Annotated in this window: 21 protein-coding genes; 12 read left to right on the forward strand and 9 right to left on the reverse strand. The window is 56.5% G+C overall.

Annotated features, from left to right (window positions below; all coding sequences use genetic code 11):
- Positions 1–65: 65 nt before the first annotated feature.
- The 5 genes from ACLFLU_RS17775 to ACLFLU_RS17795 all read left to right on the forward strand — a co-directional run bounded on the left by ACLFLU_RS17775 (position 66) and on the right by ACLFLU_RS17795 (position 6,800).
- A complete protein-coding gene (locus ACLFLU_RS17775) occupies positions 66–1,502 on the forward strand; it encodes a hypothetical protein (RefSeq protein WP_426413450.1) in 1,437 nt (478 codons plus the stop codon).
- A gap of 121 nt (positions 1,503–1,623) precedes the next feature.
- Complete coding sequence (locus ACLFLU_RS17780; RefSeq protein ID WP_426413451.1) at positions 1,624–2,619, forward strand: hypothetical protein; 996 nt, start codon at positions 1,624–1,626, stop codon at positions 2,617–2,619.
- A 463-nt stretch (positions 2,620–3,082) separates the two neighbouring features.
- Positions 3,083–4,387, forward strand: a complete 1,305-nt coding sequence (locus tag ACLFLU_RS17785) for an SIR2 family protein (protein ID WP_426413452.1) — start codon at positions 3,083–3,085, stop codon at positions 4,385–4,387.
- Positions 4,365–6,071 (forward strand): ATP-binding protein, encoded by a 1,707-nt coding sequence (locus ACLFLU_RS17790; RefSeq protein WP_426413453.1) that lies wholly within the window; start codon positions 4,365–4,367, stop codon positions 6,069–6,071. Before ACLFLU_RS17785 ends, ACLFLU_RS17790 begins: the two co-directional genes overlap by 23 nt.
- 261 nt (positions 6,072–6,332) lie before the next feature.
- Entirely contained in the window at positions 6,333–6,800 is a 468-nt protein-coding gene (locus ACLFLU_RS17795; RefSeq protein ID WP_426413454.1) for a hypothetical protein, read from the forward strand.
- 210 nt (positions 6,801–7,010) lie between these two features.
- On the opposite strand, the gene ACLFLU_RS17800 is transcribed toward ACLFLU_RS17795, so the two are convergent.
- The 3 genes from ACLFLU_RS17800 to ACLFLU_RS17810 are packed head-to-tail and all read right to left on the reverse strand — an operon-like array spanning position 7,011 to position 10,376.
- A complete protein-coding gene (locus ACLFLU_RS17800; RefSeq protein WP_426413455.1) occupies positions 7,011–7,514 on the reverse strand; it encodes a Mov34/MPN/PAD-1 family protein in 504 nt (167 codons plus the stop codon).
- Positions 7,444–9,162, reverse strand: coding sequence for a ThiF family adenylyltransferase (locus ACLFLU_RS17805; protein WP_426413456.1), 1,719 nt, complete (start codon positions 9,160–9,162; stop codon positions 7,444–7,446). Before ACLFLU_RS17805 ends, ACLFLU_RS17800 begins: the two co-directional genes overlap by 71 nt.
- On the reverse strand, positions 9,159–10,376 hold the full coding sequence (locus ACLFLU_RS17810) for a nucleotidyltransferase domain-containing protein (protein ID WP_426413457.1): 1,218 nt from the start codon (positions 10,374–10,376) through the stop codon (positions 9,159–9,161). The genes ACLFLU_RS17805 and ACLFLU_RS17810 overlap by 4 nt, the downstream gene beginning before the upstream one ends.
- A gap of 110 nt (positions 10,377–10,486) precedes the next feature.
- Here ACLFLU_RS17810 and ACLFLU_RS17815 point away from each other — a divergent pair, with 110 nt between their 5' ends.
- On the forward strand, positions 10,487–11,617 hold the full coding sequence (locus tag ACLFLU_RS17815) for an SAVED domain-containing protein (RefSeq protein WP_426413458.1): 1,131 nt from the start codon (positions 10,487–10,489) through the stop codon (positions 11,615–11,617).
- A gap of 182 nt (positions 11,618–11,799) precedes the next feature.
- On the opposite strand, the gene ACLFLU_RS17820 is transcribed toward ACLFLU_RS17815, so the two are convergent.
- On the reverse strand, positions 11,800–12,411 hold the full coding sequence (locus tag ACLFLU_RS17820) for a hypothetical protein (RefSeq protein ID WP_426413459.1): 612 nt from the start codon (positions 12,409–12,411) through the stop codon (positions 11,800–11,802).
- A 337-nt stretch (positions 12,412–12,748) separates the two neighbouring features.
- Here ACLFLU_RS17820 and ACLFLU_RS17825 point away from each other — a divergent pair, with 337 nt between their 5' ends.
- Complete coding sequence (locus tag ACLFLU_RS17825; protein WP_426413460.1) at positions 12,749–13,363, forward strand: hypothetical protein; 615 nt, start codon at positions 12,749–12,751, stop codon at positions 13,361–13,363.
- Between the two features lie 149 nt (positions 13,364–13,512).
- Here the strand turns inward: ACLFLU_RS17825 and ACLFLU_RS17830 are convergent, their stop codons facing one another.
- Positions 13,513–13,674, reverse strand: a complete 162-nt coding sequence (locus tag ACLFLU_RS17830; protein WP_426413461.1) for a hypothetical protein — start codon at positions 13,672–13,674, stop codon at positions 13,513–13,515.
- 95 nt (positions 13,675–13,769) lie between these two features.
- Here ACLFLU_RS17830 and ACLFLU_RS17835 point away from each other — a divergent pair, with 95 nt between their 5' ends.
- Both ACLFLU_RS17835 and ACLFLU_RS17840 read left to right on the forward strand, forming a co-directional pair.
- The gene (locus ACLFLU_RS17835) at positions 13,770–14,927 is read left to right on the forward strand and encodes a hypothetical protein (protein WP_426413462.1); all 1,158 of its coding nucleotides are present in this window, start codon (positions 13,770–13,772) and stop codon (positions 14,925–14,927) included.
- A complete protein-coding gene (locus ACLFLU_RS17840) occupies positions 14,924–19,801 on the forward strand; it encodes an NACHT domain-containing protein (protein ID WP_426413463.1) in 4,878 nt (1,625 codons plus the stop codon). Before ACLFLU_RS17835 ends, ACLFLU_RS17840 begins: the two co-directional genes overlap by 4 nt.
- A gap of 394 nt (positions 19,802–20,195) precedes the next feature.
- Here the strand turns inward: ACLFLU_RS17840 and ACLFLU_RS17845 are convergent, their stop codons facing one another.
- A complete protein-coding gene (locus ACLFLU_RS17845) occupies positions 20,196–20,441 on the reverse strand; it encodes a hypothetical protein (RefSeq protein ID WP_426413464.1) in 246 nt (81 codons plus the stop codon).
- 522 nt (positions 20,442–20,963) lie between these two features.
- Positions 20,964–21,227 carry a hypothetical protein gene (locus ACLFLU_RS17850; protein WP_426413465.1) on the reverse strand — a complete coding sequence of 88 codons (264 nt, stop codon included), beginning with the start codon at positions 21,225–21,227 and terminating at the stop codon, positions 20,964–20,966.
- Positions 21,228–21,424: 197 nt separating this feature from the next.
- On the opposite strand from ACLFLU_RS17850, the gene ACLFLU_RS17855 reads away from it, so the two are divergent.
- Positions 21,425–21,655 (forward strand): hypothetical protein, encoded by a 231-nt coding sequence (locus ACLFLU_RS17855; RefSeq protein WP_426413466.1) that lies wholly within the window; start codon positions 21,425–21,427, stop codon positions 21,653–21,655.
- A gap of 111 nt (positions 21,656–21,766) precedes the next feature.
- Positions 21,767–23,278 (forward strand): recombinase family protein, encoded by a 1,512-nt coding sequence (locus ACLFLU_RS17860; protein WP_426413467.1) that lies wholly within the window; start codon positions 21,767–21,769, stop codon positions 23,276–23,278.
- Between the two features lie 420 nt (positions 23,279–23,698).
- Here the strand turns inward: ACLFLU_RS17860 and ACLFLU_RS17865 are convergent, their stop codons facing one another.
- Positions 23,699–24,787, reverse strand: coding sequence for a site-specific integrase (locus tag ACLFLU_RS17865; protein WP_426413468.1), 1,089 nt, complete (start codon positions 24,785–24,787; stop codon positions 23,699–23,701).
- A gap of 169 nt (positions 24,788–24,956) precedes the next feature.
- Between ACLFLU_RS17865 and dusA the strand changes: the two genes are divergently transcribed.
- The gene (dusA, locus tag ACLFLU_RS17870; protein ID WP_426413469.1) at positions 24,957–25,913 is read left to right on the forward strand and encodes a tRNA dihydrouridine(20/20a) synthase DusA; all 957 of its coding nucleotides are present in this window, start codon (positions 24,957–24,959) and stop codon (positions 25,911–25,913) included.
- A gap of 48 nt (positions 25,914–25,961) precedes the next feature.
- Here dusA and ACLFLU_RS17875 read toward each other — a convergent pair whose 3' ends face one another.
- Positions 25,962–26,624 (reverse strand): outer membrane protein, encoded by a 663-nt coding sequence (locus ACLFLU_RS17875; RefSeq protein ID WP_426414019.1) that lies wholly within the window; start codon positions 26,622–26,624, stop codon positions 25,962–25,964.
- Between the last annotated feature and the right edge of the window lie 172 nt (positions 26,625–26,796).

Here is a 26,796-nt window from a genome sequence, read left to right on the forward strand (position 1 = left end):
TTTATCCGCCAAGCCATCAATTGGCTTATGCTACTCTTAATTGAAGAAGCTTGGGCGAGGCAACAATGCGGTTTCGGCGCTCGGAGGGATTGACGGCATCTGAAAAGATTCTCGCCGAGCTTTGCGACAAGTCTTTTCTAAAATTATGGACCTATCCCAATCTGTTCAGGAAGCCTACCAAGGAGCTTACCGACCTGCTGGTCGTATTCGGGAGTGACGTGATCATTTTTTCCGACAAGTCTTGCAGCTATCCTAACACCGGCGACGCGGATCTGGATTGGTCTCGCTGGTACAATCACTCCGTCACCCATTCTGTCAGGCAGATTACCAAAGCAGAAAAGTGCATTGTCGCCGCCCCGGACAAAGTGTTTCTGGACGCGAAATGTCTTCAAAGGCTGCCCATAGAACTGCCAAGCTTGGCAGAGATGCGCGTGCATCGGATTTGTGTTGCGGTGGGTGCCCTCGATCGCGCGGAAGCCGAAACAGGAACTCGGGCGTTGAGATTTGAGCCTGCAGTTCTGAATGACGCCGTTCGCTTCACCGTGGGGATCAACGACAAGGCGTTAGGATGGGTTCATGTATTTGACGAAGAGAGCCTGGCAACCGTCCTTGCCGAACTCTCGACGGTCACCGATTTCATCCACTACCTGAACAGCAAGGTTGTGCTGACCCAGACCAATTTCAAGTTTGCCGACGCAGAGACGGATCTCCTTGGCTGTTATCTCTGGCATGGAAGAACGTTCCCAGCTAGGGATCGCGACTACCGGCTGGAGCCTGGCCTTTGGGCTACGGTCGAGGCTTCGAAAGAATTTCAGGCGGGTCGGGAAGCCAACAAGCAAAGCCAGTTCTGGGACGGTCTCATCGAATACGTCAACGATAACTACCTCGACCAGACTCTTGAGTTTGGCAACGAGCACGACATGTCAGAGCATGAACGTGTGATGCGCATCCTGGCCGGCGAAACCCGCTTTCACAGAAGGGTCCTCTCGAAGGCCATTCTGCAGCGGGCTGAGTTCGCGAAAAAGCAGGCCATCAGCACTCTGCTCCCCTCCGATCAACCGGACGTCACCTACGTGCTGTATGTAGGGAAGGGCGACCAGGGAAAGGATCATGCCGCCTATCGTGCCGATCGCGCCAAAGAGCTTCAAATGCGGTGCCATGCAGCAAAGGCGGTCACTCCCGAGAGGCGCTTCATTGTCGGCATAGCGATGGATGCCCTTGATGTGAAGGGGTCGTCAGAGGACTTCATTTGCCTCGATACGGGCGACTGGACGGCAGAAGATATCCTGAAAGCGCAGCAACTGCGGACCGACATGGGATACTTCAAGGGCGGAAATCCAGTTCTCCCCCTGTCCGAGGACGAATATCCCGGGCTTAAGCGAGCAGTCGATGTGTCGAAACTGGCCGAGGAGCTTTCGAGTCTAACGGTTTCCGAGTCGGTCCAACTCGCGGAAATGCTCAGAGCGGAATGGACATATTCTGAGCCAAAATCAGACGGCTAGGTAGGGTAGCGGATAAACGGCGGAAACTGATCGTCTCGCGAAATCTCGCCTTTCGTCCAATTGTTTCATTAGCTTACAGTTGCGTTATTGGGCACTCCGCCGGGATTCAGGAGCTTCGTCATTGAACGTTTTTATCGCCAACTTCGGCCGTGAAAACTACGAGTGGCCCCAGTGTCTCCACCGCGGCACCGTTGCGACCATGAACGCCGAGGGAGTGCATGGGTTTTGGGAGCGGCGCGATCGTGCCGGCTATATCGACTATTGCATACGAAATTTGAAAGCGGCATCAGGGATCGCGCCCACGCGTCCCGTGGCGTCGCGTTGGTTCAACCTGATGACGATCATTTCCGAAACATCGGGTGACGTTTGGATTCATCGGGAGAAGGAGCAGATTTGGTGGACCATCTCCAAGTCCGACGCGTCCGAGATTGCTCTGGAAATTGATCCTAGGCCGCTGCAGGGCGCTCCGCGCGTCTATGTGTGCCACAAGCCTTGCGAGCCTTGGAGAAACGTCAATAAGCGGGGTAACCGCCTCGAATGGAATGCTTTGCACGCGAAAGCAAAGGACTTTCTGTTCACTGAGGGAACGCTACAGAAGCTGTCACCGGATCACGCCGCGTATGCCCTGGCTCTCATCGAGGGACAGGACCTGGCGCACTGGCACGACGATCCAACCTGGAAAGCCAAAGCAAAAGCCGCCACAACGCGCTCGGGCGTTGTGTTTAATGGTCGGCAAAAAAGCATTGCCGAAATGGCAATGAACGCAAGAGACACGGCTGCGCGGTCCAACGGACAGCAAGAGTTGCGAACCATAAAGAATAAGGAAGTCAGGTTTGGGCACCTCGACTTTGAACGCTACATCAGCGCGTTGCTCGACGCCCAGGATGGATTGTGCGCAGTAAGTGGCTTGAAGCTTCAATTCCGTGGCGAGCATGATGATTTGGAACTTTTGTGTTCGCTCGATCGCATCGATAGCGATCGCCACTATGAGGCCGGCAACCTCCAGATCGTGTGCCGCTTTGTAAATCGGTGGAAAAATAACAGCGTCGATGCGGAGTTTCGAAGGCTGATGAAATTGGTGCAAACGTCCACAGAAGCGCTGGTCCCCGAGTCTTAAGTGAATGAATGAAAGCCCTGCGCGTGCCCTTTTGGTGGCGTCTAAGTCCCGCGCGTCAATTTCTAAAGCGGTCTCACTGATAAGGCTTTCGCAAAAATCTGAAAAGACATCGCGCGCGTCAGCAGCACGAGGCAGACTCCCGCGCAACGAGCTTCTCTTCAAATCCACGTCGCTGAGCCTCAAGTAGGGGAGCCGCAATAGACTCCGTCAGCCCAATCTGATGCCTACACTTGGTGCAAACGATATGAGGCTCGTAGACGTGGCCGCTCATGCAGAGAAATATCGTTCACTATTCGTTCTATTCTGGCTGAAGGTTGCACCTGGGTCAACACCCCCTCGAAACGATCCCCAGGAAGGCGGGCTCAACCGCAGGCCGGTAAGCCGCTGATAGTCGCGATTGCTGGCAATCGATCTTGCTCGTAATAGTGGAAAATTGCTCGAGTGTTGGAGTTGGAGGAAATCTATGTCGTTTTGGTCGGACAAGCCCGCTGCGGCGTCCAATATCCGCCTGTTCGAGCCTAGCAATGGCTGGAAGGCGCACGACGACCAAGTGAATGAGCAAGGCCATATCGCGGCGCAGGGATCGCATTATGCCGTCGAACTGGCCCTGCATAATGCTCTCAACGCGAATAATCTCGTTATGTTGACTGGCGCGGGCTCTTCCTTCTGCGCGAGTAATGCGCCTGATCAGAAGCGCGCACCGGGCATGGTGGATCTCTGGGACGCTGCTGAAGTCAAGGTTGGCAAGAACGAGTTCGCCGCAATCATTGCAAAGATTCCCAACGCGGCTAACCTAAACAAGAACATTGAAAAGCTGCTGACGCTTTGCAAACTGTATTCCGCGCTCTTCAACGATGAGAACTCCAAGACGATCGCCGCCTTCGTGGACGAAGCGGAGAAGGCCATCCTGGATAAAGTCGATTTCGTCATCGATAGCACGGAGCTGGGGGCGCACCGCAATGTGATCAGGAAGTTCGCGCGGCGAAGCGTTAGGAAGCCCCGGGCCAAGATTTTTACGACCAATTACGATCTTTGTTTTGAAGCGGCCGCACGCCAGCTCCAGTTTGTGGCGGTGGATGGGTTCTCGCATTCAATTCCGCAAACCTACGACAGTGCTCATTTTGCGTATGACATTGTGCGTCGCGGTTCGGACGAAGAGCCTGCGGACTACATCGAGAATGTCTTTCATCTCTATAAGCTGCACGGATCCATCGATTGGCGCCGTCGATCGGACGGGATCCTCGTTCGCTCCAAGAACGGAGAGGACGGCTCGCCCGTTCTGATCTATCCGCGCGACAGCAAATTTCAGGAAGCGTTCGCGAGCCCCTATCTCGACATGATGGCCGCGTTCCAAGCCGCACTGCGCGAGCCTGACACGGCGTTAATCGTTTCGGGATTCGGGTTCAACGATGACCATATTAGCAAGCCCATATTTGCGGCTATCGAGGCCAATCTCACGCTAAAAGTTGTTCTCTGCGACGTCGCTTTCCTGGCAGATAGCGCGCTGAAGACGGAGCCGCCAAATCAGCTTGCGCCTCTCACATCCGAGCCACGGGTCAAAAACAACGAGTATTTGGAGCGTTTCAAGCGGTTGGTTACTCTTGGCGATCAACGTATCACCCTTCTCAATGGCCGATTTGAAGATATGGCTATCGCGCTGCCGGATCTGGTCGCGCAGACCGAGCGCGAGCGTCACCTTGATCGGATGCAGCAGTTTCGTCAGCAATTCTCGGGGGGCATGAACCTTGACGAAACACAGCCTGGTTGATCCCGCGCGCTATCTTGGATCTGTTTGCTTCGTTGCCGCTTCCACGGTCAAAGCCAACATGCCATTTGCGACGGCGAACTCCGAACGTCGCTCGCTTGCGAGAGGTGTTGTCGGCGACTTTGTCTTCATCGATTGCGATTTGGTCAAGCTTCTTGGTCGCATCGTTGAGGTGGGCGTGCCGGACGTCGAACGTCTAACTATCGAGCCCACTCTCGGAAAGAAGTCCGACACGCATCCGATCGGGCGCATCTTGATTTTCGCGTCGGTCGATCAACGGCAGGATAAGCTCCTTCGGGGTCTGCGGGTGCATCCGAAAGTTGGTGATTCTGTCTATCTCGCCGATCCTGCGCACTTTGGCGATCTCATTGCGAACGCCCTTGGTGATACGAGCACGATAACGCTGGAATTGGGGACGTTGGACGCAGGCGCGGGCGTGCCGCTGCGTCTTCATCCTGAAAAAGTGTTCGGCCGACATTGCGGAATTTTTGGCGCAACCGGTGGCGGGAAAAGCTGGACGCTAGCCAAAGTCATCGAACAAATTCAGGCCGCCGGCGGAAAAGCCCTTCTTTTCGATCCGACAGGGGAATTTGCGGACAGCCCCAAAATCAGCAAGCATTACGCCTTTGATGCAGCCGAACCCGGTGCGATCCAGGTGCACTTCCCTTACCGCGAGATGACAGAGGACGACCTTTTTGCTCTCTTTCGTCCCTCGGGGCAAATACAAGGCCCTAAAATGCGCGAGGCGATCCGGAGCCTCAAGCTGGTGAGGATCCTGACCGGGATTCAACATGCTTTGGCTGTCTATCAAGGACGACTTCTCACCAAGCGCGCTCAACCTCGGGCGCCTTTTTTTAACGAGCTGAACGCGAGGAAAGCACAGCTCCATAGCCCCCTTTGCGACTTCGCGATCGAAGACCTGGGTGATCAGCTTCAGGCCGAATGCGTCTACTCCACGGACTTTCAGAACTCCGCCAACTGGGGAAACGTTGATCAACAGGCACTCGGCTATTGTGAGGGGCTGATTGCCCGCATCCGCACGCTGATCCATTCGAACGAGCTCGCATGCCTCTTTGGCGAAGCGGGGCCCTCCCTGGCCACCATTCTTAAGGACTTTTTCGAGAACGAGGATGATGATGTCCTGCGGATCTCGTTCAAGAATGTCCGCTTTGAGCACAACACGCGCGAAATACTGATGAATGTCATTGGGCGGTATGTGTTGACGTGCGCGCGGGCCGATGCGTTCCGTGAAAAACCCCTGATTGTTCTGCTTGATGAGGCGCACCAGTTCCTCGGCCGCACCATAGGCGATGAGTACGCGAATGTTCGGTTGGAAGCGTTTGGCCTGATTGCCAAGGAGGGGCGAAAATATGGGTTAACCTGCGTCCTCGCCACGCAACGGCCGCGCGATATCCCGCCAGATGTTTTGAGCCAACTGGGAACGCTCATTGTTCATAGGCTCACAAACGACGACGATCGTCAGGCCGTGGAACGCGCGTGCGGCGATCTGGATCGCAACGCCGCTCTGTTCATTCCGACGTTGGCTCCCGGAGAGGCCATCATCATCGGACCAGATTTGCCCGCGCCCGTTCCGATCAATATTGCGCCGCCGCTTAATCCCCCCAATTCACATGGGCCAGCTTACCATCAGTATTGGTCGCGCCGCACGAACGACCGACGGCCATAACGTCGAAGCTACTAGTCGCGACAGAAACTCCAACCATCAGTCAGTTCCGAAGCTCCCAGTGAGCTTGCCGGATCCCCCAGCAAGGATCGGCACAAGGCGATTGGAAGCCCCTGTGCTCTATTGACTCTGAAAGATCCCCCCTCGAATCAGGGGATTGCGTTGGTCGCGCGTGGTGGGGAACCCTCGAATCGGCTAGTTCTGCACCATTCATACAGTACTTATGCACTGGCGTTGCGTTTGCTTCCGAACCTGGAGCAGGCAATGGCGAGAATTACCAAAGCCCAACGTGAGCTGGCGGCAGCGCTTGAGTTTCGCACTAGCGCGAAAGCTCTTTTGCACGACCGTTTCAATGACTGGAATGATTGGGAATTTGATTGGCTGACAGACGAGCTGCGGCGGCCTCCCGATTATATTTACACCGAGAAAGAATGGGCGGTGCTGAAGCGGCTCCAGCACTATTCGCGCTCGTTCACGGAATATGCCGGCTATTCCGTCCCGGATTTGACCGCGATCGCTTACGTCAGCCGTTTCGACTTTCAGGAGCACGAGCAGGAGTTTGCCGAAAAAGTACACCGCTGGGGTGCGACGCATCTCAAGCGGCGTCAGATCCGCTTCCTAGCGAACTTGTGTCGCCGGTTCGAGAAAATCGGCTACGACCCGTCGCCAGACTATGAGCCCGTCGAGGAATCGGAATCTGCTGGGGCTGAGGGTCTGTCATCGGCGGCGTAGCTGCAGCGACCGCCAGGATTCGGCGGACGGGTATCTAATTCGGGTCAAAGTTCTGCCGGTTACGGCTGCCGGGATTTCCGATATCTGCTTTATCAGGCTCACTCCTGAAGATAGCGCCTACTATCGCGTCCATGACATGGCCGTGGTGTTAAGCGTTGTAAGCAACCTTGAATCATAACGTGTTCAGAATAACTTCATGCAGCGACGCTGCTAGCGCGTTAGTACGATGGGATAATGTCTGGTGTGCCGGACGAACATGTAAGTTCCCGCTTCGAACCAGCAAAAGCAACTTAGTCTGACAATAAGTAGGACTGAAAAATCGATGTCGCGCTCGCCATCGACCAGGCTCTGCATAGATGCGACATCCTCGTAGCTCGGACGGACCGCATAACTCGGATGCGAATGCCACTCACCAAGGTAATTGAAGCGGCGAAAATCGGACCCGGTGCGTTGAAAAAACTTTTGAAGCTCGGCCGCATGGTGCTCGGTGCTACGGACAAAATGCGCAGCCGTGCCGATCGTATCATCGACAGAGAAATCGACAATGCGGAAATGATCAGGGCCGACCTGCTCACCCATTAGGATGCCGCCGATCTCCCGTACGCCGCCGCGTCGCAAATGCGTACGAAAACGCGCGCGCTGACTATTCGGCAGGCTTATCGTCACCATCGACGGTGCTCGGCAAGAGTTCGCGAAGAAGGGCCAAAGTTTCATCCTTCGATGCCTCGTTTTGTTCCGTCTGCCAAGGCTCTTTGCCGGATAGCTGGATTGGGCGTGTATCGAAAGGCTGTGAAAAGATCCACGCCTTGCGCAGACCGATGGCATATGCCGCCGCCGGAAACTCACTTTCTTCGCCAAGAAGTGCATCGATCACCATTCGGCTCAAATGCCCAGCGATAATCGTCACTTCGGCGTCGTCGGCGATTAATGGCGGCCCGTCATCCCTGTTCGCAGCATAGGGATTTTCTGATCCCGCGACCGGCGCCGGGATGCCCTGCTCGTCACACCAAGCCATGATCTGATTGCGCGCCCTTTGCGGTTCGGGTTCGGACCCAGGACGCACACGCGCAATAATACCGCCGATGCCTCCAGCTAAGACCTCGCCCCATATCAGGGGCTGCAGAGCTGCCTTCGCGACCGCTGAGCAGAAGTTGAAGCAATGGGGATCGGCGGTAGCATCGACGATGAGGTCACATGCTTCGAGCGCCGACATGACTGAATCTGTCGAATCGGCGCTCTCTTGACCGCCAAGCGCTACGCGCCGAACGGTCACGTCGATCGCATTGGCAATTTCCATGAGACGTGTGCGTAATCCATCAACCTTATGTTCGCCTACCGACGTGCCGCTAAGTTCATTCCGAACAAGATTTGTTGCGAAGAAAAGATCGTCATCGATGAGCGTGAACTTACCTACGCCCGCACGCGCGAGCATTATTGCGATTTTTGAGCCCAAAGAACCACAGCCAACAAGGCCGACGTGCCGGGCGGCAAGCGGGGCGTAGTTCGCGGGCAGCCGTTCAGCGGACGGCGCGACGAATGTTTTGGAACGGCCAAACTGCCGCTTTTCGTCGGCGCCAAACGCATAATAATGCGTTACCGCGTTCCCTGAAATCAGCACCAGATCCATATCACCCGACGTCGCCAACGCCTTCGGAAGAAGGCTGGTCAGACCCATGTCGGCGAGGAGCTCAACGATACTTTCCTGTTTGGGGGCCGGAGCGCGTTTTCCATCCGGCAAACGCACAACGTCCGCGCGTCTCTTGATCTCGCGCATGCCGGCTGGCCAGGCGCCTATCTTCGTGACACCGTCGATCTCGACGACCGTGACCGTGATAGCCTCGGCATAGCACTTTTCGGCAATACCGATTTCAAGGCATTCGCCAGGAAGTACCTCTTTCAAGCGCGCTTCAGCCACTGCTGTGAGCAAGAATCTGAAGATGGATCCACGAGCGCTTTGGCCGACTGACACATGATGCGCAGACGGCAGCTCCACATCAAGTGTACGCTCGCCGGCGATCAACCGGTAAGCGCTTTCGATCATCATCGCGCCTGTGACCGTACCTTCCCAATTATCCGCGCGGTATTCCAGACATAGATTTCCTCCCGGACCATATTGATGGTTCGATAGCTTGGCGCCGTCTCGCGGTATGACGATGGGAGGAGCGCTCGGAAAGAACGCGACATACGTCATCGTCAGAGGAAAAATCTCACTGCCGTGCTCGATTTCAAAATCGACCGATAGCGCGAGGCCCGTGGTCAGATACCAGCGAACGCCCTTAAGCCAGCCCACGCGTTCGGCGAGTTCCGCCACGCCCTGCCGCTCGGATCGCGCGCGCGCCGGATTATCAAACCACCAGATCATTCGATGGCACCGAATCCCTTTGGCTTCGTCGGCACGCGCCCCTTGTCGGGGAACGATAGACCGGCACCGGCAGGTGCTACTGCGGCCGCCCGCAAGAGCGAAGATGCGGCCGGTGATTGCCGGCGGCGTGCGGCACGGTCGGCAACACCGCCGCCAACGCCGCGAGCCACAGTTTCGGTGATCAACTTCTTATCGTGAGATCGCGCGGCTTCAGCAAATTCAGCCCTGGCCCTCGCCAGCCATTGGTAGAAAGCTTGGGCGCGCTCGGGATGCTCAAACCATTTATCGGCGAAGTTCTCCAAAGGATCGGTCGGGTTCGGAATCCAGTATCGATTGTTGTGCCACAGAATATGCTTGTCCATTCCAAGAAGGATGGACGTAAGTGCCTGGCCAATCGTCTCCTCGCCGCCATAGGCATGCGCCGCCAGGGTCGTGATGATGACCGAGATGGGGCGAACGTCTTTACGATTCGCGAAGCTGTAATCGCGATGCCGCTTCAAAATCATAACGGCTGCCTGCAGCGGCGTGCGCACCCTGTAATCCGGGATATCCTCGACTTTTGCACGTTTCGCTTCGGCCACGAGCCGGCGCCGACGCTCAAGAATGGCGGCCATCCGGCTCTTGAACCACTCACTGTAGCCTTTCGGGTTCGAACGTGGCCAATCATCGGTCAAAACCGTGTAGAACGGTCCTTCATTGTCGGTGATTGCGATCGCCGTTTGCGTCCATTTTGTATCGAGCCCATACGTCTCGAGCAGAATGCGCGCGCTCTGGCTATTCGGGACAGCAGGCACGATATCCATGTGAAACTGGGCATCCTCCGCGTAGTCCAGAACCCAGCAACGGCGCCCTTCGCGCAGAGGCTTCGTCATATTCTTGGCTTTGCGGTAGGCTTCGATCTCGATGCCAAGCAAATCCTTGAGCTGCTTCTGCGTGAGAGATGTTTTACTCAGTTTTTGGAGTTCGCAGACAGAGTCGACATCGTACTCTTCCGTCTCGTTCAAGGGACGGATTGTCGTACTAAGGCGAAAAGAGCCCTGAACGTACACTTTAGGATCGAATTGTCGGACGCGCGAAGCATCGCGATGAAGCCATTCGCCCAACGCCTTGTAGCTCCGCTCGGCCTGTTCGTATCGGCTTTCAGGTACGCTCAGTTCTTCGGCGAGGTCCTCGAGGAATTCTTCGCTTTCGCGCGTCAGCTGCTGTCCGCTCATTGCGCCTTTCCCGAATATTTCTTCGACCCAAGCGCGTGTATGTCGCACGGTAGGGTTGAGGTTTTGGGGTAAATCGTGAACAATATAACAACTCTCAGTGGATTCGCACTATGGCAAAGACGCAAATTCCCCCGAAAACACAGGTTGCCCTCTGGGCCAAGGCGGCTGGTCGTTGCGAATACCGAGGCTGCAATCAGGAATTAATCGGTGATCTGGTTGCTGGACGAGAGGACGGGAAGTTCGGCTTCGTTGCTCATATTGTGGCTGACAGCGCCGATGGTCCCCGCGGCGATCCAGTCCGCTCGCCCCTTCTTGCCAAAGATATCAACAACTTAATGCTGCTTTGTGCGGCGCACCACAAAGGTGTTGACGTTGACTACCTCGCTGACCATCCCGAGCCAGTTCTGCTCGAAATGAAGGCCGAGCACGAGGATCGTATCGCCATCGTAACAGGGATGGCGCAGGAGCGCGCGGCGCATGTGCTTCGCTTCGCGGCCGATATAGGTTCACGCGACGCCCTGATCTCGACGCGGTCAATCTTTGCGGCCATGCCTCCCGATCACCATCCGGCCGAAGGCCGAACGATCGATATCGAATTGGCCGGCTCCGCGCTCCGCGACCATGAAGCGGCTTATTGGAAATTCCAGCAAGACAATCTTCGCCGCGTGTTCGCGCAACGCGTCAAGGAGCGCATCGAGCAACGAGAGATCAGGCAGCTCAGCGTCTTTGCGCTCGCGCCGCAGCCCTTGTTGATCGAACTTGGTAACCTTCTGGGTGACATCGTGCCCGTCAAAGTTCACCAGAAGTGTCGCGAACCTTCAACCTGGCGATGGCAGTCAGGCCAGCCGGCCATTAACTTCGAGGTCGGCGAGTATTCCGGACCGCCGAAGACGATCGCCCTCAAGCTCGCGTTGAGCGCCACCGTGACTGATGATCGGATCCGCGCGGCGCTTGGAGACGATGTCGCCATCTGGTCGCTAACGGCCGAAAATCCGCATAACGACATCATGCGGCGCCCCGAAGATCTCGTGCTGTTTAAGCAAAAGCTTCGGCAACTCTTCGATCGGATCAAGGCGCTGCATGGGGAAGATGCGACGATCAATGTCTTTCCCATCCTCCCCAATTCAGCTGCCGTCGAAGTCGGCCGCGTTCGCATGCCAAAGGCCGATCTGCCATTGTTGATCTACGACCAAAATCGTTCCGCCGGTGGGTTCATTCCTACGCTTACAATCTCGAACTAATGCCGACGTCGGTAAACCGACAAACTGAGTCCATCCGCTAACTGATGAGCTTTGGTCGCAAAGCTTATCAGTTGTAGCGGAGTTTGAAATTCCGTGACGCCGATCGACGGAAGTCCGCAATCGGACGACCGACTCGCGTCGGTCACCCGAAGGACACATTGACGAGCTATGAGCTTGCGCGATCAAGGATGATCCTCGGAAATCACTTGTCCGCTCCCGATCTCGATAATGTCGATACCCTCCCTACGTAAAATCTCGGCAAGCCAGTTCGCCTCGGGCTCGATGCCAAGCACAGCAATGGTCAAGCGCGATCCGGGGAACGATCGGCTGTAGCGCTTGAGTTGTCCAGCTGCCTCGCCCAGAGCGGCGCTTGTGCCGTGCAATTTGCATTCGATCAGTTCGTCGGCAGTGACATCGAATATGTCGATAACGCCCCCAGCACATCGGCGCTGACGCCTGATTTGATGGCCGAGCGACGTTCGCGCACGCGCTAGCGGTTCTTCGACTTTACGGGCTTCGTCTCCTGGTCCGCGTATTTCGCGAAGCGTTTTGACGCCATCGACCAGTGCCTTTTCAAGCCCAGCCTTGAGATCGAGCGCTGCCTTTAACAGACTTTCATCACCTTCGTTCTGTGCGACAACAATCTGCCTATCGACAAGAGCGATCGCTTGCTCGACCATGACGTCTGTAGCGTGACCACTCCGAGCAAACTGCAAGATGGTCGTGATGAGGCGCACTTCATGGGTCATGTCGTTGACCCGCTTCAGCTTATTTATAAGATCCTTGTCGATCACAACACCTCTTCCCATAGCGGCCTCCAGTCGTCACCGTGGCATGCCGACTATATGCGATCTGACTACTTGCAACCTGTGATCCCCCCGCGCTTAATGGCGCGGTAGATTCTTGATCCGCCGACGGGAAGCGATTTGTATGAAAATGTTGGTCGACTTAAAGCGACGGAAACATTCCTGGGATGCGATCAAGCGTATTCTCGCAAATTCCAAAAGTGCGCTCCTAATACATTACGCCTGTGAGAGCTTCTACAAAACTGATGGACGTTCGCCCCGAGTAACATCTATTGCGGTCCGCAGGCTCGAATCAGCGCAGACAGTTTCATTTTCGATTCACAAAATGGCAGAAATCAATGGGCTGCCCCCGAACGAGATCGACGCAAACTACGATAAGCTCGAATTGCAAATGCTTGACGAATTTTATCAGTTCGTGGACGCGAACCGAAATTGCAATTGGATTCACTGGAACATGCGCGACGAAAATTATGGATTCGGAGCAATCAAACGTCGCTATCAAGTTTTGCAAGGAAAGGATTTTCAAGAAATACCCGAGTCGAGATTGTTTGATCTTTCTCGCCTCTTGGTCGGGATTTACGGCTGGGATTACGTGGGCAACCCTAAATTAGAAAGTCTTGTTCGACTAAACAATATGACCGACACCGGGTTTCTCACTGGCCAGCAGGAAGCTGACGCATGGGACAATAAGAAGTATTTAGATTTACATCGCTCGACGTTGCGCAAGGTTGGCTTATTCGAAGACATCATCGGTCGCCTGGAAAGCGGATCGCTGAAAACTGATGTTGGTAAATGGGCTTTGTACACTGATTACGTCAAAAGCCATCCGGCTTATTCCGGCGTCGTAATTATCGGTGCGCTTGCAGGCGCGCTGTATGCTATCTGGCATCTTTATTCCGTCTGGAATTGGGCCAGCATAAAATCAAATCTGACAGGATAGCACTGAGCCGATACTTCCCACTCAAGCCGGGGAACACTCCGGCTTCAATCATATTGACACGCTCACTCGAGATGCCTTGCGGCAGGAAGCCATAGGCGTTCGATTTCGACGTTGTTCGATAGGATCGGGATAATTGAGGTGGAAACCGATTAAGTTTGCCAATGCGCAGCAAGGCGAATGTCTTTGATAATCATAAAGAGATGGCGCGGGTCGGTCGGCGAAGGCGAGAATCCGAAGTGCCGATCGAAGGCAGCGGCTTGGTCATCCTTCGCGTGAACAGCAAGTGCGCGGATGCCGACCACATCGGCCACTTGCAGCGTTCTTCCCAGTGCGTCAAGCAGCAACCCTCATTGAGAATGTTCGTTAATCGTTCTATGCTGATTTGAGCCGAATTGGAGGCTACCCAGTGAGCAAGCGCGACGAGTTTTCGGCCAAAACCAAACAAGCGCTCGCGCTTCGTGCAGCATACGCCTGCTCGTTTCGGGGATGCGCATGCTCGACTTCTGGTCCGAGCGAAGAGGCTCCTGACGCTGTGAGCATGACCGGAAAGGCCGCGCATATCCATGCCGCGGCGCCGGGTGGAAGGCGCTATCTGGCATCGATGACGCAGGAAGAGCGTAAAGGCTTTTCAAACGGCATTTGGCTGTGCAGCCATCATGCCGATCTAATCGACGATGATGAGGCTACCTATTCCGCGGACGAACTTCGCGCCATGAAGCGCGAACATGAGGCCAGCTGCGACAGGCAGCACCGAGAGGGCGTTCAGAGAGGACAGACCGTCAACGAGTTGATCGCTATCGGTCCCGACATCGTTTTTTGTGGCGAGCTGATCGGTGCGAACCAGTCGGAGTGGAGCTTTCATCTGCAAGATTTTGTAGATGGCGATCTTCACGCCCTGCTTACCTTCATTGCGCGCTACGACCGCGCGCCGCCGATGGATCGGTACGTGCTGGTGAACAGCCTCGGCGATGGACGTGTCATGAGCGGAGCGCCTTCTTTCAAGAAACTGCAAAGCGGTGGATACGAGCTGGCGTTTGCCGTGGCTCCGAGCGTTGAGCGCGTCCGCGCGGCCGATCTTGCGGGGGACCTTGCTCTATCAGAAGAGCACGATCTCATGCTGACAGCGTCCGGCGACCTTGCACTAGTATCGGGCGTGGATTCGCTGCCGCAGAAGATCAAGACATGCCTCTCAAGCCAGAAAGGCGAAAGTCCCTTCCATCGTGTTTTTGGCACGCGGATCGCCGAGTATTTCCGGCTGCTCGCCGGCTCGCCCTGGTTCGAACAATTCTTGAAACTGGAGGTCATCCGGCAGGCCGCGATCCCCTACATCGATCCACTCTACAATAGCCAATACACGCCGCTCCAATGCGTCGAGCGGGTATTCGGAATCAAGCTGCTCGCCGATACTCCTACCAACAACTGGCTGCCCATTCGCCTCGACCTTGAGGTAAAGGGGTTAGGCCGTTGGCAACACGAATTGTCCATTTGCGTCCCGAAGGAGGAGGTGAGGCGGCCCTCCTGGGATGAATTGATGGCCGGTCCTTTGCTTCAGATTAGCGAATGACCGTCGTCGGGCAGCTCGAAAGTGATGACAATCCGGCTTGGTTGCTTGAGCCGCCGGACAACGCAGAAATCGCGCCTCCAATAGATACGCATGCTCAAGAGTTGCCCTTTGGTGGACTGACTTGGCAAAATTTTGAGAGACTATGCCGCAGTCTCGCAAGCTTAGATGGCGACGTCGAATATTGTCGCCTCTACGGAACCGCCGGTCAGGAGCAAGGTGGAATTGATATTTATGTTCGCCGAACCTCCACAGCGAAATATGCGACTTGGCAAAGCAAGCGCCATAAATCCTTTGGCCCTGCTAAGATCGACGCCGCCGTTAAGGAGTTCCTTGACGGTCCGTGGGCTGGAAAGAGCGATCGCTTCGTACTTTGCGTTCAAGCCAACCTTGGTTCGGCCGACGTGCAGGACAAAATCGAGGAGTGTGCGGCTCAACTAAGGGAAAGAGGCGTTGAATTCCAGCCACTCGACGGGGAACAGCTTGGGCTGCGGCTAAAATCCCAGGCAACGATCGTAAGCGATTTTTTTGGCCTAGCTTGGGCCGAGCGCTTCTGTGGCAAGCAGGCCGCCGATGGACTCGCTAAGCGACTTACGCCATCCGAATTTTATTCTCTTAAGCGCAAACTCCGCTCCTGTTACATTTCGCATTTTGCCAGCGTCGATCCCGGCGTTCTGAGCCTTCTAAACTCGCCGACAGGCGGCAAGAGGCAGTTCCAGCTGTCGGAGCGCTTTATCGAACCCGACTTGATGCTTCAAGCTGAGGTCGTGGCCGACGAAGTGCCGTCAGCGCCGCAACAGACGATGGCTAGAACCGATCCCAGTCTTAGCGAAAGGGCGACGCTGCCACTCGCTCGCAAGGATGACTCGCCCAGAAAGGAAAAGACGCGCATCGCGGCGGAGAACTGGATCGCGACCGCAAACCACGACATTGTGCTTGGAGTAGCGGGCGCCGGAAAAAGCACACTCCTGCGATTTATCGCGCTAGATATGTTGTCGGAAACTCCAAAGTTTGTTGCGCTGAGGAGCCAACATCCCGACTTCTTGCCTGTCTGGGTATCCTTCGCGTTCTGGACCAAGCTGATAGCGGCAGACAAGGATCGCTGTTCGCTTATCGATGCGATCGAGTCTTGGTTTAGACGGCAAGATGAACCCGACCTTTTAGCGCTCGTGCGCAAGGCTTATGACGATAAGCGATTGTTCCTACTCGTCGACGGCATCGACGAGTGGGATAACGAGACTGCGGCGAATACAGCATTCACGCTCTTGCAGTCGTTAACAGAGCGGCATTCTATCCGGGCGATTATGACCGGCCGGCCGCATGGTTTTAGGCTCATAACCGGGCTCGACGGTTCCTGGCGAACTTCAGAGATTGCGTCATTCTCTGTGGACCAACAAGTCGCATTGGCTAAGGCCTGGTTCGCGCATTTGAACCCCGGCGGGGAGAGCGTCGAGGAAGTCATTAGCAAGGCGAACCGGCAAGCGACGGCGTTTGTCGAGGAGCTTCAGCGAAACGGGCCTATGGCGCAGCTTGCCGCAACCCCGCTCTTGTTGACCGGCTTGATTGCGCTTAAGCAAGCACACCTGCAATTACCCCGGAACCGTTTCCTCGCCTACGACGAACTCACAAAGCTTCTGCTTGATTTGCATCCAACGGCACGAGATAAGGCCGCGCTCGCGGGCTCGCCCCGTCACACCCTAGATCTTCCAACTCGAGAAATGACACTGGCCGCGCTCGCGTACGCCATCCATAGCGGTCAGGAAGGCGCTTCACCGGATTCGATTGACATTGATCAGGCTATCAATGTCGTGAGCCAATGTCTCATTCAACGCATCGGCATGTCGGCGTCCGATGCAAATCAAAATGCTCGCGCCATTCTAACGTTGGGCGAAGAAGATATCGGCATACTCGTTAAAAAATCGACGCGCGAGGTTGGCTTCTTCCATCGAGTGTTTCAAGAATTCTTGTCCTCCCTGCACCTCGCGAGCTTAGAATTCGAACAGCAGATTGAACTCGTCGGAGCTCGTGCGGCCGATCCGCGCTGGAGAGAAGTGATCCTTTGCCTTCTCTACAAGCTGCAACGGCCGGCCGAAGTTGACCGATTGCTAGGCATCATAGAAGGCGCGGCGGGCGATATTGCGACGCTTGCATCAAGAGACACGTTGCTTGCCGAAGCGACGTTTGGAGAGTTCAAAAAGACACCCCAACTAGCGATCCGGTTGGCTGACAAGGCCTTTGATCAGATCGAGCTGGGAAGGTGGCCGTCCGTTCGGCGCGCTTTAGTGACGCAAGCTATTGAGGGTCTTTCGTCCCCAATCTTGGGTCCCAAGATCTCGGACAAGTTGCGCCAATGGTTTCCCAGGTGGACGAGTTACGGTCTCCAGGAAACCTTCGAGGTAATCGGAAGGTGGCCTGACGATCCGGGGATCGAGACCGTTCTTTGGCGTGGCTTGCACGATGAATATTTCGGCGCAGCGCAAGCAGCAGCTCGAACGCTCGCCAGGTGTTTCGGTGGTCATCCTGAAATAGCGGAACGTCTGAGCAGGCTGATTGCTGATCCTGCAAGCATCAGTGCAGCAGCTGCTGCGATCGAAGCGTTTTGGCGAGGATGGTTACAGCATCCAAGCGCCGAGACGATTTTTAGCGCTGCGCGGGACTCTGAAAGTTCCTTGATTGCGATCGCCGGAATTCGTGGATTGATCGCTTTGGGCAAGCAATGCGATGATGACTTCACTCGTCTGACGGAAATCGGAGAGCGCGACGACTACACGTTAAACGGGGTATTCGGTGAAGCCCTCCTTGCTGGCTGGGCTGGCAGGGAAAAGCTTCGGCAATTTGCGCTGCGAGAGACCGATGGCGAGCGCCACAGGTATGTTCGACGTCTCAGACCGGATTTCGGGTTACTTATTAATGGCTTTCCGGGTGATCCTCAGGTCGCGAAGTTAGTCGCAGCCGACTTTAAAAAAGAGCATCCCCACTGCCTCTTTGATAGAGAAGATTTAGCCGACCTGGCTAAGCATTTCAGAGGCGATCCGGTGGTAACGCCGGCGCTAGAAAGCTGGGTGATTAAGAATCGACCGGACGACGCGTACACGCTGTCACATGCTGCTAGGGTCGCCCCGACTCGCGCCATAAAGGCGGCCCTTCTAAAGTGCGTGGAAGGCAACCACCTCGCATTTTGGGCCGCATCGGCTCTTCTCGATCTGTGGGGGGCGGCCGACACAGAAGTCCACGAGACCCTCAATAAAGTCGCCGAGCAGCCGATCGACAAGCGACAAGACATTGCCCACGCGCTGCCATTGGTGATGAGCGATAAGGAGCGCTGCCGGGAACTACTGTTGGAGGTTGTCGAGTGCAAAGAAGATGGAGTAAGAGCCGATTTTGCCTTACAGGGACTTCTTGTTCTCGGTATCGACGCCTCGGATCGGGAGGCGACCGACCGTGTCCTTACGCGCGGCTACGACAAAGATCGTTTCGTAGTTCAAAACGAAGTCCGAGAAGTCATTTCGGGCTTCTACGGTGATGAACGCGTTGTGGGTCTGGCCAAGCGCGAGCTTGAGAGACAATCTGGCGCTATTGCCACTGTTGCGAAAGTGTTCGCGGGTGACGCCACAATGCGAAAGCTCGTGCTGGATGCTGCCGCACCGCTTGACGCAAACATGCGCTCGGCGATCGTTGAGTCGCTCTCAACACGTGCGATATCTGATCCGTACAGTCGTGCGCGTATTTCCGCTGCCCGTGGGGAGGAATCGGGCGATATCGTTATTGAGGCATCCATCAGCTTTGCGCAAGCTAACAGAGACTCCGGACAACTGCGCCAAGAGTATCTTGATGAAACGGTGAGCGAGCTAGACGCGATAGGTTCACGGATGGATTCTCGCCGTCAGGCGGCAGTGGCCGCGCTGATAGTAATGAAGCGGTTGGATCTGTTGCCGCAACCGGATCAGTTCTCAGAAATACATGGCATCGGCATGCACAAGCACCGCGAAATGTTGCGGTTGGTGGCGGCGGAATGGGCAGCAGTCGTCGAAGGGTTGGGAGGGGAAGATGAGGCCCTTAACGTCCTCGGCGTACAACGAGGAAATTTCTTCGAGGTTTTCGGCAACGACATTGACTCCTCCAAGGGCATGACGAAATTTGCCCTAAGCTTGGTCGAGGCTTCGAGTAATGGGCTGCCCGCACCGGCCATCCGGTTCGTCGAACGAAATCGACCCAATAGCGGTCTTCTGAGGGACATATGTCTGCGTGGCCTCAGTTATAGCGGACAAACGAATTGGGATACGTTTTCGACCGTACTAACCGCCGGCGAAGCCTTGGGTCGAAACTTTTCTTCGGATCAAGACCTCGAAGCTAGATTGACACGAGACCTCGAGGCAGACCCCCGTCATGCAGGTACGATTATGGCGCTGTGCGAGGGATGGCCAAAATCAGTGGCTTTGCAAGCGCTGCGCACGCGTCTCGAAGGCCAACCGCAGCTTCCAATCCCTGTAATGCTCAAGTTGGTATCTGTTATTTCGCGGCCGGATCGCCTCGTGGAGGTCTTAGAGTGGGCCGCAAGCGAACTGCAAGGCAATTTGTGGGAAAGCCCTGCTCATTGGATACCGTCCACCATTCGCCGCCTCAAGCAGGACGACGCGGCATGCTCGCTAATGCTCCAGACACTGCTCGATCAACCATCGCCCGGTGTGAAAGCAAGTTTCCCGCGGCTGCTGGTACGTGCGCGGGGCCTGACGGAGGAATTGCGAGCGTGGTGCCAATCCGAAACCGTGGACGGCAGAAATCGCTGGGTTGGCGAGGTAGGCATGGATTTGATAGCGGGCCAGCAGCGATTGGTCGCGCTGTCGCTGTTCGATATCCTAAGCGGCCAGGATCATTAGAGGTGAACGAGTAGCTGCTGCATAACAGATTCCGGAGTAAGGAAAGACGATCACAAGAGGGGCTAACGATCATATTTCGTTGAGATCGTAAAAGTGGTGAAGTGAGTTGGACCTAGCCGCCGTTGTATGGCTCAAGCTCGCCGTGATGGATTGGAACGAGAGTTCTGGTGTTTCAGTTAGTTGGAAGGCGGTGTGCGCGCCGTGTGCACCGGGAAATCAAGAAAGATCTTGCGTAGGCAACGTGAGTAGGCGTTTTGAGAGATCGGCGGATGAAGTCCCGTCGCCGAATGCGCAGAAAGAGCGACTGGCAACGGTTGATGATGTACCGCTGGCGGCGGCGGTGATGAACGCTAGGGCCGCCGTTGCGCGCCTGGCGGGCCAAAAGACCAAGCGCTTAATACCGCGGCGTCCGCGTACCGAAGCTGCCGGTGTTCGGATTGTAGTTGCCGCTGGTGCCGTAATTGTCGCGCTGCGTCCCGTTCGGATTGGTGGCGACGTAGGGCGCAACATAGGTACCGTTGCTGCGAGTGTAGCCTGATGATGTGTGTGTGCTGGGATTTGAGCCGGTGCCGCTCAGATATTGTGCCTGGGCCGCGGTTGCCATGATCGCCAGCGCAAGAGCCAAAACGAGATGTTTCATTTTCCAGTCCCCCCAATGGTTTTATCAAAGACTGCATGCAGCCATCAGTCGGCGACGGTGTCGAGCCCGACCAACGGATGAGGAGGCTTTCGCCCAGGCAGGCGGACTTGACCACACCTGAGAGGAGGAAGACGTTTCGGTTGATGTCGCCCTGTGGTTGCGGTTGGATGCCAGCAATAGTACTTTGCTTGGGGGAACATTTGATGCGCGTTGTCGCGATCTTGGCGCTTAGCCTGTCTTTGGGGGGATGCCTCACGGACGAACAACTTATTGCGGAACGCAATGCCAAAGACGACCAAAAATGCCAGGGTTATGGGGCTCGGCCTGGCACTGACGCCTACGTGAATTGTCGTGCTCAATTGGATAGCGCGCGCACGACGGCAAGAGCCATTGACAACGCAACCCCGGCTCAAACGACCGTGGTAGTGCGCCCCTCTGACGTGCCGACGCCTATGCCATCGACCGTCCCCGGACAGCGCTGCACGTCTCGGGGGCCGTTTTGTTAGCAGCAAAGATCCTCCTTCATCTGTGCTTGGTCGGCCCGATGTTTGAAGGCTTCGCATGCAGGGCGGTGCGATCACCCGTGAGCTGCTCGACGTAATCGTCGATCGCGTCGATCAGCGGGCGGCCGCAGCCAAGCGTCCTTTCGCGAATGAGATAGCGGCGAAGCCGGTCTAGCTCGACGAGCTCGGCCTCGACCGCCTTGGCGCGAGCTTCTTCGTCGAGTTTGCGCATCCGCTCCAGGTGGTACGCTTTCGCGGCCGCTCGGTTCTCTGCCTTGGTCATGGCGCCATCGAAATGATGCGCCCGCGAGAGTCAAATTTTCAATCCCTTGGGCTCCGGAATGCGATCGAGCCCCAGCTGGTAGGGGGTGTGGATAAATCGACTCGGAAAGAGCGTGCCGATATTCCGAAATTTCTCTTGCTCCGTCGGGCAAAACAGTGGTTCATGGGGTGCTCCTAATCGAATGAGGAGCGTGCCCAATGGCGGAAGAAGTCCAAGCGTCATCGGAACTTTCGAAGATCGCCAAGCTGAATGGAGAGTTCCGAAGAAACTATGGGACGCTGCTTGGAGCATTCCTGTATTTGAGATCTATCAGTGCTGCGCGGGGCCGGTCCTGGCTTCTGTCGGGCTTGGCCTCGATCGTCGGATCGTTCCTGCTCGCGTGGATCGCGAAACACGGCCCGTCTTGGTTTTCAGGCTGGTTGGGATAGGCTGAGCGCTTCCAACGGTTGGGTCGTTCCATGGGAACTGCGCTCACTGTTCCAAATGTACGATTGCCGCGACGTCGGGAGCACGAGCTCCGGGCGGCCCAGTACATCCGGATGTCGACGGATCGACAGCAGTACTCGATCGCAAATCAGATGGCGGTGATCGCGAGCTACGCAGCCGAGCATCAGCTTACAATTGTCCGCACATACATCGACGAGGGTATCAGTGGATTGAGGATCAACAACCGAGCGGGCCTTATCGGCCTGATCAACGATGTTCAGTCGGGCACTGCTGATTTCGCCAGTGTCCTGGTGCGGGACGTCAGTCGCTGGGGTAGATTTCAGGACACGGACGAAGGCGCATACTACGAGTTCATCTGCAAGCTCGCCGGTGTGAAGGTGTTTTATTGCGCCGAGGTCTTCGAGAATGACGGAAGCCCGATGTCCGGCCTCTGGAAGAACTTGAAGCGCCTAATGGCCGCGGAGGACAGCCGAAATCAGTCGGCAAAGGTTTTTGCAGGGCAAAGCCGGATTGCTGGGCTCGGCTACTGGGTAGGTGGCCGGCCTGGCTATGCGCTGCGCAGAGAACTCGTCGGCCCAAAGGGCAACTCAAGGGGGATACTCGAACGCGGCGAGCAGAAAGCGTTGCAAACCGACAGAACGCTGCTACGCGCGGGACCTCCTGCCGAAATCGCCATTGTCCGGTGGATTTTTGAAAGCTTTGTCAGCGGGAAAGAAGAAACCGCGATCGCCCGCGAGCTGAATGCGAAGGGCGTTGCCAATCACCGTGGTGTCCCGTGGAATCTCCAGATGATCGGACGCATCCTTCGGAATGAGAACTACATTGGCAATGCTGTCTACTATCGGACATCGAACTACCTGCGAGGGCGCCGCGTCATCAACAGCAAGGCGAAGTGGATTCGAGGAAAGAATGCGGTCGAACAGATTGTGCCGCGAAACATCTTCGACGACGCCCAACGAATTATTGAGCGACGATTGCGCCATAGGGTGCCGGACGATGAACTGCTGAAGAAATTACGCGTTCTTCAGCACCGGCTAGGCACTCTGTCTCACAATGCGATCAATCGGGCGAAGGGAGCCCCCGGTGCAGACATCTACGAGCGCAGGTTTGGCAGCCTTCGCAAAGCGTATGCGCTGATCGGCTACGTCCCCGAAGGTGATTATAGCTACCTCGAGACGCGCGGTGAGCGCATTAGCCTGATCAAGCAGCTCGCAGGTGAGATCGGTGCTGGCGTGTCGGATGTTGAACCCGATTTGATCACTGAGCGGGCCGGGGGCTGCCTGGCCGTGAAGGACGGGTCCTTTATATCGTTGCGCGTCGTCCGGTGCTGGCAGCATTCTCAGAGGCACTGTCCGGCATGGACGCTGCGGCGAAGCTCCAAAATGCGGCCGGGCCTCGTCGTGGTGGTTAGGCTGGATGAGCACAATCGCGTCCCCCTCGATTTCATCCTAACGCCTAGGAATGGGCTTCCGGAGCGCCCTCTAATCATGACCGAGGCGATCGTGAGGAAGCGATTTCGATCTAGGTTCAAAGGCTCAGGCGACTTGATCCGCGCTTTGAAGCGACGCCTAGCTATTCCCCGAAGAACAGTCGCTAACGGGTGACGCTGCCTCGACATGTCATACCAAGCGAAAGGATTTGAGAGGCAGAGGGCGATGATAATCCCCAATTATCGAAGCCACGACCGAAACTGATCCATAGTTCGGTCGAACCGAAGTGCAATTGACGAAATCTTCCGCGGAAGGTCCACGTTCTTGGGGGAGAAGGATAGGGGGCGAAGCTGGCCTATTCCGACAAGAGGATATTCTCTAACGATCTCAATGGACAAGAAGGCTGCGAATTATCGGAATGTGCATTGAGAACACAAAGGAAATTCGAAGACTTCCAATCTGAGTACAGGCTCGACATCTCTCACAGGCTTCCCAGCTTCACGTCACGTGCACGCTACCAAGAAAATTAGCGCACGATTGCTGGTGCGTAGTGCGACCCGCGCCCATGATCGCCCCACGCCCGTTGATGGGTGGTTACGCCAACAACTTTATGAACTCTTCCATCGACGGCTGCTGTGCGTATTGCAGCTTAAGAAGATCTTCAACCTTGAGGTTGGTATAGCGTTGGAGCTGTCGCCAATCTTTATGGCCGGTGACCAGTGCTACCTTTTCGATTGGAAGTCCCGCCTCGAACAGACGGCTTGTCCCCTCGTGACGTAGATCGTGGAAGTGCAGGTCTTCGATTTTGAGTTCATCACATGCCCGGGTGAATGCCGCACTAACTGATCGGTGGTTATGGGGAAAGATCCGCCCGAGGCCTCGAGTCACAATTCGCTGCTGAAGCACGACTTCCCACGCATCATAACCCGTTAGGTTGAGCAAAGGTACTTTCTGGTCATTTCCTTCCTTATTCCTCGGATCCTTTCTGTCTTGGATGACCACTAGTCGCTTTTTCATGTCGACGAGCGACCACTCGGGTTTGCAGATCTCTTCCTGGCGTAAGGTCGTTGCCACGGCATATCTGACGATCCGCCCCATCGGAATGAATTGCCGACGGTTCGTTTCGAAGTATTCGATTAGTTCGTCAAGTTCGTCTTGTGTGGGCCGTCGGTCGCGCTCTTTGCTCTTTCCAACCAAATTCAGGTGACTTAACGCGACGCGTGCAAGGCGGGCTTCCTCGGCTGAAACTTCGACACCGTGCACGGCTGCGGCGTGCGTTATGATTGTGCGGATGAAAGATAAATCGATCGCCAACGTCGCGGGGCCAGCGCCCTGCTTGGCGCGCTTTCTTCCGAACTCGATCAGCCGCTCTCGATTGAGCGCGGGCAGCTTCACACTGCCGAGCTCAGTCTTGAGCGACGCCATCACGGCAGCTTTTGACCGGCGAGGGGGCTTTCCAACCTCGTGCATGTCTTCGTCGTGCAGGTCAATCAGATCGCCAAACGTGCGAACGTCCCGGACCACGCGTGGCTTGGACGATCCGTTGCGGTCGATATTGCGCTCCATTTCGAGCGCCCATTCTTCTCCGTCCTTGCGTCGTCTGAACGTCTCGGCCACATAACGGGTCTTGCGGCGGACTTGGACGCGCCAGTTTCCAGATGCCAATTGAGTGAAGGTCGCCACGCGTGTGCACTCCGGCTTTCGTGTGCACTATGTGTGCACCGAGAGGTCAAAACGGGTACAAACGTGTGCAATTTCGTCTAGTTTGGAGTGCACACGTTCGTGCTTCATCCCACTGAGAGTGTAGGGTAAATCATTGGAATCGCAAGACTATCGCCTTTCTGTGGCGCCCATGATGGATTGGACCGACCGGCACTGCCGGGTGTTCCACCGACACCTGACACGGCGGGGGTTGCTCTATACGGAGATGCTGACCACGGGCGCCATCATTCATGGCGATCGGGCGCGGTTGCTCGGCTTCGACGCGACCGAGCATCCGGTGGCGCTGCAGCTTGGCGGCTCGGATCCGCGCGACCTCGCTGAAGCCTCTGGGATCGGCGAGGGATTTGGCTATGACGAGATCAATCTCAATGTCGGCTGCCCGTCCGATCGCGTGAAGGATGGGCGCTTTGGCGCCTGTCTGATGGCGGAGCCGGAGCTCGTCGCGCGATGTGTCGCGGCGATGAAACGCGCAGTCTCAATTCCCGTCACGGTGAAGTGCCGCATCGGCATCGACGATCAGGATCCCGAGATCGCGCTCGATACGCTCGCGCGTGCCGTGGTCGCGTCGGGTTGCGACGCGTTGATCGTGCATGCCCGGAAAGCCTGGCTTAACGGTCTGTCGCCGAAGGAGAACCGCGACATCCCGCCGCTCGATTATGATCGCGTCTATCGGCTCAAGCGTGCAATGCCGGATGTGCCTGTCATCATCAATGGTGGCGTCCTGAGCATCGAGGAGGCGAAAGCCCATCTTGCGCATGTCGACGGCGTGATGCTCGGCCGCGCCGCCTATCAGGAGCCGTGGCGGCTGCTCTCGGTCGATTCCGACATCTTCGGCGAGGTGGCACCGCACGCGACCATGCAGGACGCGTTCGAGGCGATGATCCCCTATATCGAGGCGCAGCTCGCGCGCGGCACGCGCCTGCACGCCATCACCCGGCATTTCGTCGGTGCCTTCCACGCCGTGCCCGGCGCACGCGCCTTTCGTCGCCATCTCGCCGAGCAGGGTGTCAAGCCGGGCGCTGGGATCGATGTCCTGCGCGATGCGATCGGATGTGTCGGTGCGCGCGCACCGGCCGAGGCTGCCTAGCCGGCAAGAAGAACCGGATCACAAGATCCGGCTCTTCCTCGATCCGCCTCAGCGGAACAGGTCGAAATGGTAGTTCACGCCGACGCGGAAGCTGTGGAATTTCGCGGCGTTCCAGTCCGGCAGGTCGTTGTGCTTGAACTCGGTGTAGAGATACTCGGCCTTGGCCGACCATTTCGGCAGGAACGCCCATTCCACGCCGCCGCCCGCGGTCCAGCCCATCTTCATCTTGTTGATCGGGCCGTCCTTCAATTCGCCGGTCGCGAGACCTGCGGTGCCGAAGAACAGCAGCCGTGAATCCATCGTCGCAATGCCGGCGCGGGCGCGGCCGGTCATGTACCAGGGCAGGCTGACCGGGGCGCTGCTGATCGCGTCACGGTTCTTGATGTCTCCGCCTTCGAAATCGTTCTCGATGCCGACCACGAACATCGGCGAGAGCTGGTAGTTGTAGCCGATCTGTACGCCGCCGAACGCGCCCTTGACCTTGCCGCCGCTCACCCCGACGAGATTGTTGAAGGCGTTGTCGCCGCTCTCGGCGTAGCCGGCGTTGAGACCGGCGTAGAGACCGGTCCAGGAATAGACAGGCTGCGGCGCAGTGTAGGCCGGTGCGGCGTAACGCGGCGATAGATCGGCCGCGCTCGCGCTGCTCGCGGCGAACGCCGCGGCAAAGGGCAGTGTGCGCAACGCGCGACGTATGGCGGCTCTGGCAGTCATCACTTTCAATCTCCCACTTGGCCGCCTCCGTCACGCGAGAAGCGGCGCTCGTCCAACCCCGATCCGGGAATGCTCTCTTTATAAACCGACTAGACGGTTTGTAAATGGCAGAAATGCCACAGCCGTGATCGTTCGGTGGGATGTCTGACGGGTCTGTCGAAGTGACCGTGCG

The sequence above is a fragment of the Bradyrhizobium ganzhouense genome (assembly GCF_049949285.1).
Classification (GTDB): Bacteria; Pseudomonadota; Alphaproteobacteria; order Rhizobiales; family Xanthobacteraceae; genus Bradyrhizobium; species Bradyrhizobium ganzhouense.

Coding starts and splice junctions, on each gene's coding strand:
- ACLFLU_RS17775 (WP_426413450.1), top strand. CDS start 66: ATGCGGTTTCGGCGCTCGGAGGGATTGACGGCATCTGAAAAGATTCTC.
- ACLFLU_RS17785 (WP_426413452.1), top strand. CDS start 3,083: ATGTCGTTTTGGTCGGACAAGCCCGCTGCGGCGTCCAATATCCGCCTG.
- ACLFLU_RS17795 (WP_426413454.1), top strand. CDS start 6,333: ATGGCGAGAATTACCAAAGCCCAACGTGAGCTGGCGGCAGCGCTTGAG.
- ACLFLU_RS17800 (WP_426413455.1), bottom strand. CDS start 7,514: ATGAAACTTTGGCCCTTCTTCGCGAACTCTTGCCGAGCACCGTCGATG.
- ACLFLU_RS17805 (WP_426413456.1), bottom strand. CDS start 9,162: ATGATCTGGTGGTTTGATAATCCGGCGCGCGCGCGATCCGAGCGGCAG.
- ACLFLU_RS17810 (WP_426413457.1), bottom strand. CDS start 10,376: ATGAGCGGACAGCAGCTGACGCGCGAAAGCGAAGAATTCCTCGAGGAC.
- ACLFLU_RS17815 (WP_426413458.1), top strand. CDS start 10,487: ATGGCAAAGACGCAAATTCCCCCGAAAACACAGGTTGCCCTCTGGGCC.
- ACLFLU_RS17825 (WP_426413460.1), top strand. CDS start 12,749: ATGGCAGAAATCAATGGGCTGCCCCCGAACGAGATCGACGCAAACTAC.
- ACLFLU_RS17840 (WP_426413463.1), top strand. CDS start 14,924: ATGACCGTCGTCGGGCAGCTCGAAAGTGATGACAATCCGGCTTGGTTG.
- ACLFLU_RS17845 (WP_426413464.1), bottom strand. CDS start 20,441: ATGAAACATCTCGTTTTGGCTCTTGCGCTGGCGATCATGGCAACCGCG.
- ACLFLU_RS17850 (WP_426413465.1), bottom strand. CDS start 21,227: ATGACCAAGGCAGAGAACCGAGCGGCCGCGAAAGCGTACCACCTGGAG.
- ACLFLU_RS17855 (WP_426413466.1), top strand. CDS start 21,425: ATGGCGGAAGAAGTCCAAGCGTCATCGGAACTTTCGAAGATCGCCAAG.
- ACLFLU_RS17860 (WP_426413467.1), top strand. CDS start 21,767: ATGTCGACGGATCGACAGCAGTACTCGATCGCAAATCAGATGGCGGTG.
- dusA (WP_426413469.1), top strand. CDS start 24,957: ATGATGGATTGGACCGACCGGCACTGCCGGGTGTTCCACCGACACCTG.
- ACLFLU_RS17875 (WP_426414019.1), bottom strand. CDS start 26,624: ATGACTGCCAGAGCCGCCATACGTCGCGCGTTGCGCACACTGCCCTTT.